Below are 14,169 nucleotides of genomic sequence, written 5' to 3'. Positions count from 1 at the left end.
ATATATCGAAGGAAGCGATCATAGTTGAAAATATAATACAGTAAATTGATAGATTTACCGTATTATATAATTATTCAACACAGTGGTTTCTCTCCCGCAATGCTGGATTGATCGTGTTGACTCACTATTCGCGTCTACAAAATACATGGAAGGCCTGCACTATCAGCTATTTGAATTTTGTGGACTATGTAAAGATTTGTACGGGGACGAGGTAAAGGTTTTTCTCCCTTTGACTTATTTACTTGACTTAAACCTATGTCAAATTACAGCGAAACTGAAAAATTGGCAATTAGTGAATTATGGTATACTCGCTGTCCAGTTCCTACTGTTTCCGGGCTAGCTTTGGACTTGGGATGGTTAAATCAGACCTTTGCTAAAGATGGTATTTCCTTTAAATCCCTACGGGCTGCCCAAGAGCGTTCTATTCGTGAATCCCATTATGACCATACACTTAAAGGATTGTTTCGCGAAGGTGGCAATATTCCGGCGATTTGGGCACGGGCTACTGGCAAAGATACCCGCATCATTGGTTTGACATGGGTAGATGAGTACCAGGCGATCTTGACTCTGCCCAACTCAAAAATCACACAACCTGCAGACTTACAGGGGCGGAGGTTGGGAATACCACTGCGGGTAGAAAGTCAAATTGACTTTTCCAGAGCAATGGCATTGCGCGGTTTCTTGAGTGCTTTGTCGCTGGCTAATTTCAATGAAACAGATGTCAAATTTGTAGATATTAACGCCCAGCAAACAGACTTACAGGAACTGCAAGGTACCACTGTAGGGCGGAGTAATTTCTACTATGCAGAAGTAGCAGCCCTACTCCGAGGTGAGGTAGATGCCATCTATGTCAAAGGTGCTCCTGGTGTAGATCTAACTGTAGAACATGGTTTTAAAGTTGTCATCGATCTAGGAGCGCATCCAGATTCTCTGGTGCGTGTGAACAATGGTACTCCCAGAACGATCACAGTCAATGCCGATCTCATAGAACAATATCCAGATTTGGTGGTGCAGTACTTAGCTTGTCTTTTTCAAACCTCAAAATGGGCAGAAACCCATGCCCAAGAGGTAGTGAGAATTGTCTCACAGGAAACTGGTGGCGGTGAAGAAGCAGTTCGCAAAGCCTACGGTTCAAAGCTACATCAGCACTTGCAACCAGCTTTATCCGAAGAGTGGATCGCCGGACTCAAGTTGCATAAAGACTTTCTTTTGAAGTGGGGATTTATCCCAACAGATTTTGATATTGATGCTTGGATTGTCCGAGAACCCTTAGTAGCAGCCCAAAATTTAGCTTTCAATCTTCAGGAACCTGCTTTTGCGCAATCAAAATTCACCGACTGAAGTCCTGACTACATCGGGGAGGTAAAAATTATGGAAGTTCTCTGGTATTTAACTGCGCCAGATGGCCCCTATCCTTGGAATAAAAAGGGCGCACGCAAAATAGATTATGCATATATGCAGCAGCTAGCGCGGGGAATTGACCACCTGGGTTACTCTGGCGCACTCTTAGCTACAGGCGTGCATGATACCTGGGTATTAGGTTCCTCGCTCATTCCGTTTACAGAACGAATGCGCTTTCTGGTAGCTGTACATCCGGGTTTATTATCACCCACTTTGTTCGCTAAGATGGCAGCGACCTTTGATCAGTTTTCTAAAGGTAGGTTGTTGATCAATATTATCAACGGTACATCCAATACAATGGCAGCGCATGGCTTGCATCTTTCCCACGATGAGCGTTATACCCACTGCGATGAGTACCTTACAGTCTGGCGGAGGTTGATGGCAGGGGAGACAGTAGACTTTGCAGGCAAGTATGTCAATGTCAAACAAGCCAAGATAGGATTACCTGCCCTACAGTCACCCTATCCTCCCTTGTGGTTTGGTGGTTCTTCTGATCCAGCCTTAGAAGTCGCAGCCAAACACATAGACACCTACCTAACTTGGGGTGAAACACCACCCCAGATTGCTGAACGAGTAGCAACAATGCGATCGCTTGCAGCTAAATATGGTCGGATTCTGCGATTTGGAATTCGCCTTTATGTAATTGTCCGAGAAACTGAACAAGAAGCCTGGAATGCTGCCGACTGGTTACTTCAACGCATGGATCGAGAATCAGTGGCAAATATCCAAAAAATGCTGAATAGTGGTGATTCAGTAGGCCAACAAAGAATGCTGAAGTTTCATGGCGGTCAGATTCCTAAGAAAGTTAGAGATTTGGAAATTTATCCTAATCTTTGGGCGGGTTTAGGTTTGGTGCGTCCCGGCCCCGGTACGGCAGTAGTGGGCGATCCTCAGACTGTTGCAGCTCGTATCCAAGAATATGCTGATATTGGCATTGAAACCTTCATCATCTCTGGCATTCCGCTGATTGAAGAAGCTTATCGAGTTGCCGATTTATTGTTGCCACTACTGCCGATTTCTCGCACTGACAGTCATAACAAGGCTTCTAGCAGTATTAATGTTCCGACTTGGAGCAGTATTAGGGAAACTGTAGGGGCTATTTCCTCTGGTAAAGAAATTGCTGAACCTACCAAAGAACTAGGTTAAGGGAGTAAACGCCAAGCAGTCATTTTTTTCAATTCCATACAGTTGCGCGTGGGTTTCCCTGTTCCTTCTGAAAAAGCGATGAAAGATAAAGATAACTTTGAGACTGGATTACTTAGCTACCGCATTAAACGTCGTAGTTTACCTACAACATTATTTTTCCTGACATCTACTATAACGGTTGCCTGTAATAGTGGTTCTACTAAAACTAGCAATTCTGCTTCCCAATCTCTCGCTCATAATTCTGCTCCCGCAAATGTGGCAGATACTAGTGCTCAAGGTGCAAAAGCGCGAATAGCTATTATTAGAGGCCCAGGGCCTTATTACCTGGCTAAGGTCAAAGGCACATTAGAGAAATACTTAGAAGCTAAAAAATCTGAGGTAGAATGGTTGGGGCCGTTTCCAGCCTTTGCGCCCGCAGTTGAAGGTTTGAATGCAGGCAGTGTTGATTTTACAGGCGGTAGTACTACGGCTGCTATCTCCGCTATGGCTGGAGGTTCACCTTTCAAGATTTTTGGCTATCAAGTTAGTGGTAAAGATGGATCAGGGATTTTAGTTCAGAGAAACTCTTCAATTAGGACACTAAAAGACCTAGTTGGCAAAAAGGTGATTGTGAATAGGGGCGGTACTGGCGAGTACTTGCTAGCAAAAGGCTTGGAAAAAGCAGGAGTTTCTATAGACCAAATTCAACAAGTATATCTTGGCCCTGCGGATGCTGCATCGGTCTTTGCATCAGGAAAAGCAGATGCTTGGGCAGTATGGGGTACTTTTTTTGCTAACGCAGCAGTTAAAGATGGGGCGAGAATTCTCGCTACGGCTGGAGAGATTGATTCGGAGAATGATGGTATGTATATCGTTCACAATACATTTCTAGAGAAGCATCCGGATGTAGTGAAAGCTGTATACGATGTACTGGTACAAGAAAGCCAATGGGTGTTATCAAATGCACCCCAGGCAATGCAAATCTATGGTAAGGAATTCAAGTTGTCTGAGGATGTACAGAAGTTTATGAGTGAAAGGGTGGAGGGAACACCAACGCCAGTTGGTGCAGCAGAAATCGAAAAGATGAATCGTGTTAGTGACTGGTTTTTTAAGTTGGGTATCATTCCCAAAAAACCCACTATAGAAAACTTTGTGGTTGATGTCACCAAGTTGTAGACAAAGACAAACAATTCAAAATTCAAAATTAAGAAATCTATTTGAATTTTGACTTTTAACTATTGCCTTCTTACCCTATACCCCTTTCCAATCAGAAGAAAATAACAAGGAGAAAAATTATGGCTAATTCGATTCGCATTGGTGTTCATGTCCATAACCTGTCAGTCTTCACCCTCAGCAAAAAACCTGAGTTACTGGAAGATTTGCTCCAACCAACGGGAGTATCAGCAGAGTGGATCTCTGAAACAGGTGGAAAACAAACGGTTAAGTTACTGAAGACCGCAGAAATTGATATTGGTGCGACAGGTACAACCCCACCAATCTTAGCACAGGCTAAGGGCGTGCCAGTAGTATATTTAGCTACATCTCAACCTCGTCCAGTACATGGGGCAATTGCCGTCTTGGAAAATTCACCTATTCAAAGTGTGAGCGATTTCAAAGACAAGACTGTTAGCTTAAGCGAAGGCTCTTACCAACAACATATACTAGCGATCGCTCTAGAGAAAGCAGGACTTACCTATCAAGATGTTAAAACCATTCCTCATACAGCAGATTCACTTAAAGCTTTTCTCAATGGTGAAATAGATGTTTGGATAACATCAGACCTGAACTTGGCAGAGGTTCAGAAGACTCATCCAGTTAGAGTACTACTTTACAGTTCTGAGCTATTCAGCAATCGCTCTATTTACTTCACCCATCGCGCTTTTGCTGAGGAACATCCAGATGCCCTATCAGCTTTCATTAGAGCACTAGAACGAGTAGATCGCTGGATTGCGACCCATTTTAGTGAGGCGGCTGAACTACTGGCGAGAGAAATAAACAACGGTATCGATGCCCAAGGTTGGGAAAAGTCTCTAAGAAACAGACCTTGGGGGCTAGTTCCGCCTTCTGAGGAGTTCATTGCTGAACAACAATACGCGGCTGATGTTTTCTATCGTTTTGGTCTGTTACCAAACAGTATCAGTGTTTCCAAAGCACTATTAACTGACCCCCTGAGTGTCTTTGAAGCTAATCTGGCTCTAGCTGGCAAATAATTGCATTTTTCAAAAAGTGCGATCGCTATCATCTGCATTGATTATTTCTCCCTTGTCTGCCTCATCTCCCTAATCCCCATTTATTCGGAGGTAATAATGTCTGAACCACGTTATGGTATTTGGGCACCTGTGGGTGGTAATTTTGGGCCCCTAGATACTCAAGAAGAACCTATTGATGCCAGTTATGAGCGATCGCGATCGCTGGTTTTAGAAGCTGAAAAATTGGAGTACACCACCACTTTGATAGCACAGCACATTGCCAATCCACGTAGTTTAGAATTAGAGCAGCTAGAAACTTGGACGGCTTCTGCGGCTTTAGCTGAGGCTACAGAAAAAATTGAGATTATTGCCGCCATTAAGCCCTTACTATTCCATCCTGCTGTCCTCGCTAAGATGGCGTTAGGAATTGACGCTATTAGTCATGGACGTTTTGCCATCAACTTGATTAGTGCTTGGTTCCGCCCAGAAATGGAACGCACTAATATTCCCTTTCCACCCCATGATGAACGCTACCGCTATTCTGGTGAATGGTTGCGGGTTGTAAAAGCCCTCTGGAGTGGGGAAAGGGTTAACTTCGAGGGAGAATATTTCAAAATCACAGATTTGAGCTTACGTCCTACTTCTATTGCCAAACCTCATCCCCCGATCTACTTGGGAGGTGCATCCGATCCAGCTCAAATTTTAGCGGCTGAACAAGCAGATATCTACTTTATCAACGGTCAGCCAATAGAAGATGTGCGTCAGGTGATTAAACAAGTTTTGAGCCGACCGCGATCACTACCTCAACCAGTACGTTTTGGTCTATCAGCCTTTGTAATTGCTCGACCTACCGATACAGAGGCCGAAGTAGAACTACAGCGTCTCATGGAACTCCAGAAAAAGGAAGAACACTTGAAATTAAGTGTCGCTAAAGGTGTTGACCCAAAAGCAGTCATGTTCCAACTCTTCACGAAAAATCCCGCCGTTGGTGGCAATGGTGGTACAGCCGCAGGCTTGGTTGGCAGCTACGACACAGTTGCCGCTAGAATTGCAGCTTTTGTTGATGCGGGTATCGATACATTTATGCTGCAATTCAATCCCTTTGCAAGAGAAATGACCCGTTTTGCTGAAGAAGTGAGGCCTCGTGTCCGACATTTACAACCTGTAGTTTAATCATGGGAGATTTACCTTCTTCTAATCCCCAATCCTTACTCTGAATAATCTATGGGAACTGCTGAATTTCGAGTTTCTTCAACAGATTAAAATAATATGACCTTTTTGTAAGGATACTGATGACGCGATCGCTCTTGTGACTGGTAACTCTTAGAATTGCAAAAGCGATCGCAGATTTAAATGACTAGCAACCATGTTGCTAAAAGTGAGTCAGGTATCCACCATCAACAGCCAAAACCTGACCCGTAACATAAGACGCGGCAGTTGAAGCAAAAAAAACCACAGCACCAACGATTTCTTTGGGTTCTCCCCAACGACCAAGGGAGGTTCGTTTTTTCAACCAATCAGCGATTTCTGGATCTGCAACCAAATCTGCATTGGATTCAGTAGCAAAACAGCCTGGGGCTACGCCATTGACAGTAATTCCAAAGCTTCCCAGTTCAGCAGCCAGCGTTCGAGTTAGAGCTTCCAGTCCTCCCTTCGCCGTAGTATAAACTGCGTCACCTGCACCTGCAATAGATCCAGCAATTGAGGTGATATTGATAATTCTGCCTTCTTGCTGCTCAATCATGAGTCTTGCTGCTTTTCGGCTCAAATTAAAAGGCGCAATCAAATTGGCTTCGATCAGCCGACGTACCGCATCTAGTTCAAATTCAAACAACTCACGGCGATCGCGCATCCCAACATTATTAATTAGGATATCTAATCGCCCGTATTTATCTTGAATTGCAATGAATGCTTTTTCAACGGCGGCTTCATCAGTAATATCTAACGGCAATGGTGCGGCTTTTCCGCCCAATGAAGTAACCGCCGCAACTACCTGTTCTACTGTTTCCTGACTTCGTGCGTTCACAAGAACAAACGCCCCAGCATTAGCAAGCGCCTCAACTATTTCCAGCCCTAGTCCCCGATTTCCTCCTGTCACGAGAGCGATTTTTCCATCTAATGAAAATGCAGTTTGTGTCACAGCTACTTCTGTTTGAGGTCGTTATCTTTGACAGCATCAAAATGTATAATTTGCTGGAGATAATGGGCATCTATTACTCTGTCAGAGTAATTTTGCAGAGTTAAAATTCTCTGCATCTCCCTTTAGGTTCGCCAGTTCACGCCACGTGACGCCAGTCGCTACAACGCGCTTAACCCGCAAGGGCGCTTACGCTCTTTTATGCCGGGAAACCCTTTCACCGCAGTAGCTCTGCAACGCGCTGTTTCAGCACCGAGCTGACTCACCGTGTCACCGTGTCAGCCTCAACCCGTCATTTTTTGGTTGACAGACCACTATGGTAGAAGGTGACTGTACCAATAGCAGTAGAATTAAATATACTAATTGTCGATTTATTTACAGTAGATTAATGTAATAATAGTAATTTAAATACAGATCCGAGACAAGCTATTTGTCAACAAACTATACATTTTGCTCAACGCTTCTGCTAATCGACGAAGGTTTAGCAGTGAGTGAAACTGAGCGAATACAAGTTAAACAAGTGGGATTGTAGAAAATATTATCGATAAAGATAGACTAGCTTATGGTAAGTGAACTGTTGCAGTCGGAAAATAATTTTAATTGTGATAATATCCGATACATTTGTCATCAAAATAAAATAAATCATCGCTATTTTCTCCTAGTAACTGGTTCAGCGATCGCACCCATTCTTTTTGTCAGTTGTAGTTAGGAGCGATCGCCCTGCATTCCAAACATAATACGGAGGGCTAATGAGCAAAGCAAAGCAATTAAAACTGGGTGCATTCATGCGCCCGGTAAGCATACATACAGGCGCTTGGCGTTATCCTGGGGCTTTGCCTGATGCCAATTTCAACTTCCCAGCGTTGAAACAATTCATCCAGAAACTAGAGCAGGGCAAGTTTGACGCATTCTTCATGGCCGATCACCTAGCGGTGCTGAATATGCCGCTTAACGCGCTGAAGCGCAGTCACACCGTCACCTCCTTTGAGCCTTTCACCCTGCTTTCTGCCCTTGCTAGTGTTACCGAACACATCGGACTGATAGCCACTGCTTCCACGACCTACGATCAGCCTTACCACATCGCTCGCCGCTTTGCGTCTGTTGACCATATCAGTGGCGGTCGTGCTGGTTGGAACATCGTCACTACATCAAATCCAGATGCAGCGCTCAACTTTGGCTTGGAAGAGGAAGTAGAGCATGACGAACGCTACGTGCGGGCTAGGGAATTCTATGATGTCGTTACGGGTCTTTGGGATTCCTTCGCTGACGATGCGTTTATCCGGGATGTCGAATCAGGGATTTATTTCGATCCCGCAAAAATTCACGTTCTGAATCATAAGGGAAAATATCTTTCGGTGCGCGGGCCATTGAACATCGCCAGACCTGTCCAAGGTTGGCCGGTAATCGTCCAGGCGGGTGCCTCCGAAGCAGGACGACAATTAGCAGCCGAAACCGCCGAGGTCGTATTTGCACCTGCTGGTAATCTAAAAGCAGGTAAAGCTTTATTTGCTGACATTAAGGGCAGGGCGCAGGCGATTGGACGTGACCCAGAAAGCATCAAAATTCTGCCAGGAGCTTTAGTGATTGTAGGCGAAACTGTGGAAGCGGCGATCGCCAAGCGTAAACATTTGGACAGCCTAGTACACTATGACAGTGGGATTGCTAGCTTGAATAGCGCCCTTGGCTACGATGTTTCGGGTTTCGATCCGGACGGCCCCTTACCAGAAATCCCACAGACTAATGCCAGTAAGAGCGCGCGAGAACGAGTGATAGCACTGGCGCAACACGAGAACCTGACCATTCGACATCTGGCTCAACGCATCGGCAGTTATGGCGGACTGGCTTTTGTCGGCACACCCCAAACTATTGCTGATGATATGGAGCAATGGCTGACCGAGAAAGGGTCTGACGGCTTCAACATCATGTTTCCTTTTCTGCCTGAAGGGCTAAACAATTTTGTAGACAAGGTTGTTCCTGAACTCCAGCGGCGTGGGATCTTTCGCAAAGAGTATGAGGGTAAGACGCTGCGGGAAAATCTGGGACTAGCCCGCCCTGCTAACCGCTTTTTTGAGACCACAACTGCCTCTGTAAGCTAGATGTGCCTATACCTAAAATATTCAGAGAGAAAAACAATGATTAAGAGTCCAGAGAAACTTGCAGATTCGGCAATCGAGTTTTCGGCTCCGGTCACAGCCAACTCGTCAGAACTCCAACAGCTTTTCGATTTTATTGCTCTGGGGGCTGCTGAACGCGATCACGATCGCATCCTGCCGTTTGATGTAGTTGAATTGATCCGGCGTTCGAGGTTGGGTGCATTACGAATCCCTGCTGCCGAAGGTGGTGCTGGTAGTTCAGCGCGGGAACTGTTCGAGGTTGTGATTCGGCTGGGGGATGCCGATCCAAATGTTGCTCACATTGTGCGGAATCATTTCTCGGTCACGGAGAGAATTTTGCGTTCTGAACGCACCCAAAGGAACCGTCGATGGCTTAAGGCTGTTGTCGATGGCGCGATTATTGGACTTGCTTCGACCGAATTAGAAGTTAAGCGATCTGGTGGCGGTCAAGTTGTGAATACAAAATTGACACCCGATGGTGACGGCTATCGTCTAAACGGGACGAAGTATTACAGCACTGGTAGCCTTTATGCAGACTTAATCTTCGTGCGTGTGTTAACACCCGATGGTGCTACAGCCTTCATACTCATTCCTACCAACCGGGAGGGGATTGAGCTTGTAGACGACTGGGACGGCTTCGGGCAACGATTGACAGGTACGGGAACGACTAAATTCACCAACGTCTATGTCGAGGCAGATGAAGTAATTCTTGATACAGATACAGATAAAGATAACCTACCCTATAACATTGTGCCGCAATTGTTCCTGACTGCGATTAACGCTGGTATTATTCGCAGCGTGCTAAGAGATGCAACAGCGCTTATTCGCAAACGCCCCAGAACCTTCTACCATGCTGTAGCCGAGCAAGCAGCAGATGACCCCCTCTTGCAGCAGACCATCGGTCAAATTTCCGCCAATACCTTTGCTGCCGAAGCGATCGTGCTAACCGCAGCCGATGCTCTCGATCGCCTCCCTGCTGCCAAAGCTCAAGGTGAGGAGGCGGAGACAACAGCAGCACTAGCAGCTTCTTTGAGTGCAGCCAAAGCGAAATTAATTGTCGATGACCTAGCACTACGTTCAGCTACCCTACTATTTGAAGTTGGTGGGGCTTCTACGACTAAAAAAAGCTCCAACTTGGATCGTCATTGGCGCAATGCTCGTACCTTGGCATCACACAACCCAAGTCACTTCAAAGCTCGTGCGATCGGGGATTACGAAATCAACGGCACACCATTGCCAATAAGAGGGTTCTTCTAAGTTCGTTGTATACAGGGCAAGGGGTGCAGAGGAGCAGGGGAGATGGAGAGATAGGATAGAAAATTCTTCCTTGTCCCCCTTGTTCCACCTACAGCAGTTGAGAAAGCTGCCTCATATCGTTAAAAACTATCTTGGCTCCAGCTTCAGCAAGAGCAGTGCGATCGCTATGTTTGGTATAGCCAAAAACGGTCATTCCTGCCGCGCATCCTGCTTGCACACCCGGTACAGAGTCTTCAATCACAACACAATGTTCTGGATTTGTGTTCATTTGCTCGGCTGCATAGAGATAGACATCAGGACAGGGTTTGGGGCGCGAAACATCATTAGCACTATATAACTTGCCATCAAATTGATGCAGAAGTCCCGTTAACTTCAATACCAGTTGAATATGGCGATGGCTGCTATTTGATGCCACACATTTTGGTAATGTAATTTGCTCCAAGATTTCAGTAATTCCTGAAACTGGCTGTAATTCTTGCTGCAATGCAGCAATTTCTCGTTCCCTGCAACGTTCGATAAAGTTTTTCGGCAATGGTTTGTTGTAGGATTGCTCGATCATCTCTAAACAGGTTTCAAGGGACTTGCCTGTAAATTGTTGAGTCATTTCTGCATAGGTGATAGGAAAACCAACTTCGGTGAGCATTTCCGCAAAAATGCGATTCACAATTCGTTCGCTATCAACCAAAACTCCATCACAATCAAAAATTACAAGATTGAACCGATTTTTGCCCATATCGTTGCCTTAAATATAGGATTCAGAAATAAGATCCCCGACTTCTCCAAGAAGTCGGGGATCTGAACATTATTAATGATTAAGAGCGATCGCATTTCATCACGTAAATCTTGTTAAGCAATTTTGGAAGGAATTTCATATTAGAAAATACATTGTTTTTTTCCTCTGCTTCCTCCTCACTAGAATATTTCAAAGCATGGATTCCTGCTGTACGTGCTGCTTCAATTCCAACATCGCTATCCTCAATGACAACACAATATTCGAGCGAGAATCCCATTTTATTTGCTGCATATAAAAATAAACCTGGATCGGGTTTCCACGAGCCAATATCATAAGAACTAAACAAGCGATCGCCAAAGTAATGCGACAGAGTGGTTACATTTAGAGCCTTGCGAATTTTTGCTATCGGCGCACTTGAGGCAACACAAAATGGATATTCCAGGGTTTTTAGCATCTCTGGAACGCCTGTGATTGGCTGCAAGTAAAATTCAAATAACTCATCTACTCTCTGACGATATGTTGCCTCAAAATCTATGGGCAGCTTTTCGCCAAACCTCATCTCTATGTCCGCGAAGATTAAAGCCAATTTTTTGCCACGATATCGACGAATTAAACTTTCAACTGAGTCGTTGATAAAAGGTAGCAGATCGATAAATGCTTGGTTACAAAGCCTCTCACTGTCAACTAACGTTCCATCCAAATCAAAAATGACACAAAGATGCTTCATTTATTGTCAATTTGCCATAGTTTAGGTTGACGATATCAGGCACCCAAATTAACTTTGGTAAGGGCGCGGCAATTGGCGTAATTTATGAGCAGCATCCAATTCACTATTGTTTTTTCTGCCATATCCCCAACCTAAAATGCGACGATATTCACCCATGATGCCACTTTCAATTAAATCATCCTCATTGACTGTAATATTGGTATGAGATTGGGGTGCAACATAGAGCGCATCCGCAGGGCAGTATGCTTCACACATGAAACAAGTTTGACAGTCTTCCTTACGGGCGATCGCAGGCGGTTGGTTGGGAACTGCATCAAAGACATTGGTAGGGCATACTTGGACGCAGACATTGCAATTAATGCACAGTTGATGGCTGACAAGTTCGATCATGATACTGAGGCTATAGTTTGAGTTGTTAATACTGGTTGTGTAGCAATCGTATCCGTAATCCAATCCCGTCTTACCCAAAGCTTGTCTAAGCCGCCTGTCGCTTGGTAATAAAGCTGATTGGGATCGGTTTCGGGATAGTCTACACGAATATGTTCGCTGCGGGATTCCGTGCGATGTAAAGCGCTAAAATATGCCCATCGTGCTACAGCCACCAGAGCAGCCGCTCGACGAGAAAATTCTACATCGCGCACTGTATCTTGTTTTGGGTTCCCTTGTACTTGCTGCCATAGTGTTTCTAATTTGACGAGGGAATCCAGAAGTCTGTGTTCACAGCGCAAGTAATTCTTCTCTAAGGGGAACATCTCGGCTTGGACACCGCGCACAATAGCATCGCTATCAAATGTTTCGGAATTAGGGAACTGCGATGGGCTACGCCCCGCCATAGGCGATCGCAATCCGGCTTGACCTGCTGGACGCACAACCCGTTCATGGGCATGAGCGCCCAGACTCTTGGCAAACTTAGCCGCTCCTTCTCCTGCCCATTGTCCTGTGGAGATTGCCCAGGCGGCATTGGGGCCACCACCCCCAGAAGCTAAACCGGCTAAAAATTCCCGCGATGCTGCATCACCGGCGGCGTAGAGTCCAGGAACCTTTGTACCGCAACTATCATTCACAATCCGAATTCCACCTGTACCACGGACTGTACCTTCTAAAACCAGTGTTACAGGTACTCGTTCTGTATAAGGGTCAATGCCAGCTTTTTTATAGGGTAGAAAGGCGATGAAATGAGACTTTTCAATCACTGCCTTAACTTCCGGTGTGGCTCGATCCAAACGAGCATAAACGGGGCCTTTCAGGAGGGCATTGGGGAGGAACGCAGGATCGCGACGACCATTGAGATACCCGCCAAGATCCTTACCTGCTTCATCAGTGTAACTAGCCCAGCCAAAGGGAACACCCCTTGTGACTGTGGCATTAAAAGCGGTCGAGATAGCATAGTGATTAGATGCTTCCATACTGGAGAGTTCGCCGCCTGCTTCTACTGCCATCAACAGTCCATCACCTGTATTGGTATTGCAACCTAATGCTTTACTCAAGAATGCACAACCGCCATTAGCTAGGACTACTGCACTAGCACGAACGGTATAGGTACGATGCTTTTGCCGCTGCACGCCTCTGGCTCCTGCCACTGAGCCGTCATCAGCTAATAACAACTCTAGAGCCGGACTTTGGTCGAGAATTTGCACACCAATACGCAAGAGGTTTTTGCGAAGTACCCGCATATATTCCGGGCCATAATAACTCTGACGTACAGATTCCCCATTTTCTTTGGGGAAACGATAGCCCCAATCTTCTACTAGAGGCAAACTCAGCCAAGTTTTTTCAATTACTCGCTCGATCCAACGTAAGTTAGCGAGATTGTTTCCTAAGCGATAACGCTCCGATAAAACTTTATCCCAATTCTCTGGAGAAGGTGCCATGATGCCATTTCCACTGGCAGCAGCAGCACCGCTTGTACCCAGAAAACCTTTATCAGCAATGATGACTTTAACACCTTGGACTGCGGCTGCCCATGCTGCCCATGCGGCGGCAGGGCCACCACCAATTACCAGCACGTCAGCAGTTAATTGTAGTTCAGTGTCACTATAGGCTGTAAGCAATTCCTTTTCCTCCTACTTGGCAGTCAAAGTTTATACTTTGCTACTTTGAACGGCTTCTTGGGGCAAAAAGCCACCTGCTTGCATTTTCCATAACCTGTAGTAAGCGCCGCCCTTTGCCAATAGTTTTGCATGAGTATCATCTTCGACAATGCGACCTTGGTCAAATACCAAAATGCGGTCTAGATGAGCAATAGTGGATAAGCGATGAGCTACTACAATCACCGTTTTGCCATGCATGATTAAATCGAGGGTATCTTGGATCGCTTTTTCGGTGATCGAATCGAGGCTAGAGGTAGCTTCGTCTAGGATCAGGATTGGTGCGTCTTTGAGGATTACCCGCGCGATCGCAATGCGTTGTCGCTGTCCTCCAGAGAGTTTAACCCCACGTTCACCCACTAAAGAATGATAACCCTCCTTCATCTGCGCAATAAAATC

Annotated in this window: 13 protein-coding genes; 7 read left to right on the top strand and 6 right to left on the bottom strand. The window is 45.5% G+C overall.

Translation table 11 applies throughout. The features are described 5' to 3' along the window. Positions 1 to 255: 255 nt before the first annotated feature. The 5 genes from U2718_RS14255 to U2718_RS14235 all read left to right on the top strand — a co-directional run bounded on the left by U2718_RS14255 (position 256) and on the right by U2718_RS14235 (position 5,888). Positions 256 to 1,341: an ABC transporter substrate-binding protein gene (locus tag U2718_RS14255; protein ID WP_341998720.1), complete on the top strand. Its 1,086-nt coding sequence runs from the start codon at positions 256 to 258 to the stop codon at positions 1,339 to 1,341. A gap of 30 nt (positions 1,342 to 1,371) precedes the next feature. Further along, on the top strand, positions 1,372 to 2,547 hold the full coding sequence (locus U2718_RS14250; RefSeq protein WP_341998722.1) for an LLM class flavin-dependent oxidoreductase: 1,176 nt from the start codon (positions 1,372 to 1,374) through the stop codon (positions 2,545 to 2,547). Between the two features lie 78 nt (positions 2,548 to 2,625). Further along, positions 2,626 to 3,702 (top strand): aliphatic sulfonate ABC transporter substrate-binding protein, encoded by a 1,077-nt coding sequence (locus U2718_RS14245; protein WP_341998724.1) that lies wholly within the window; start codon positions 2,626 to 2,628, stop codon positions 3,700 to 3,702. Between the two features lie 119 nt (positions 3,703 to 3,821). Next, entirely contained in the window at positions 3,822 to 4,736 is a 915-nt protein-coding gene (locus tag U2718_RS14240; RefSeq protein WP_341998725.1) for an ABC transporter substrate-binding protein, read from the top strand. 96 nt (positions 4,737 to 4,832) lie between these two features. Next, positions 4,833 to 5,888: an LLM class flavin-dependent oxidoreductase gene (locus tag U2718_RS14235; RefSeq protein ID WP_341998727.1), complete on the top strand. Its 1,056-nt coding sequence runs from the start codon at positions 4,833 to 4,835 to the stop codon at positions 5,886 to 5,888. Positions 5,889 to 6,087: 199 nt separating this feature from the next. Here U2718_RS14235 and U2718_RS14230 read toward each other — a convergent pair whose 3' ends face one another. Beyond that, a complete protein-coding gene (locus U2718_RS14230; protein WP_341998729.1) occupies positions 6,088 to 6,855 on the bottom strand; it encodes an SDR family oxidoreductase in 768 nt (255 codons plus the stop codon). A gap of 746 nt (positions 6,856 to 7,601) precedes the next feature. Between U2718_RS14230 and U2718_RS14225 the strand changes: the two genes are divergently transcribed. Beyond that, a complete protein-coding gene (locus tag U2718_RS14225) occupies positions 7,602 to 8,948 on the top strand; it encodes an LLM class flavin-dependent oxidoreductase (protein WP_341998731.1) in 1,347 nt (448 codons plus the stop codon). A gap of 36 nt (positions 8,949 to 8,984) precedes the next feature. Beyond that, complete coding sequence (locus U2718_RS14220) at positions 8,985 to 10,223, top strand: acyl-CoA dehydrogenase family protein (RefSeq protein WP_341998735.1); 1,239 nt, start codon at positions 8,985 to 8,987, stop codon at positions 10,221 to 10,223. A gap of 88 nt (positions 10,224 to 10,311) precedes the next feature. Here the strand turns inward: U2718_RS14220 and U2718_RS14215 are convergent, their stop codons facing one another. From U2718_RS14215 to U2718_RS14195, 5 genes are all read right to left on the bottom strand, one after another. After that, positions 10,312 to 10,956 (bottom strand): HAD family hydrolase, encoded by a 645-nt coding sequence (locus U2718_RS14215; RefSeq protein ID WP_341998737.1) that lies wholly within the window; start codon positions 10,954 to 10,956, stop codon positions 10,312 to 10,314. Positions 10,957 to 11,035: 79 nt separating this feature from the next. Beyond that, entirely contained in the window at positions 11,036 to 11,683 is a 648-nt protein-coding gene (locus U2718_RS14210) for an HAD-IA family hydrolase (RefSeq protein ID WP_341998739.1), read from the bottom strand. A 48-nt stretch (positions 11,684 to 11,731) separates the two neighbouring features. Continuing rightward, positions 11,732 to 12,073 carry a 4Fe-4S binding protein gene (locus U2718_RS14205; RefSeq protein WP_341998741.1) on the bottom strand — a complete coding sequence of 114 codons (342 nt, stop codon included), beginning with the start codon at positions 12,071 to 12,073 and terminating at the stop codon, positions 11,732 to 11,734. Beyond that, complete coding sequence (locus tag U2718_RS14200; protein ID WP_341998743.1) at positions 12,070 to 13,734, bottom strand: FAD-binding protein; 1,665 nt, start codon at positions 13,732 to 13,734, stop codon at positions 12,070 to 12,072. The genes U2718_RS14205 and U2718_RS14200 overlap by 4 nt, the downstream gene beginning before the upstream one ends. 30 nt (positions 13,735 to 13,764) lie before the next feature. Then, positions 13,765 to 14,169: ATP-binding cassette domain-containing protein (locus U2718_RS14195; RefSeq protein WP_411813286.1), on the bottom strand; the 405-nt coding region annotated here is incomplete at its 5' end.

Origin of the sequence: Chlorogloeopsis sp. ULAP02 (genome assembly GCF_038404745.2) — a bacterium.
Taxonomy (GTDB): domain Bacteria; phylum Cyanobacteriota; class Cyanobacteriia; order Cyanobacteriales; family Nostocaceae; genus Chlorogloeopsis.
This window is presented reverse-complemented; position numbering and strand designations above follow the sequence as displayed.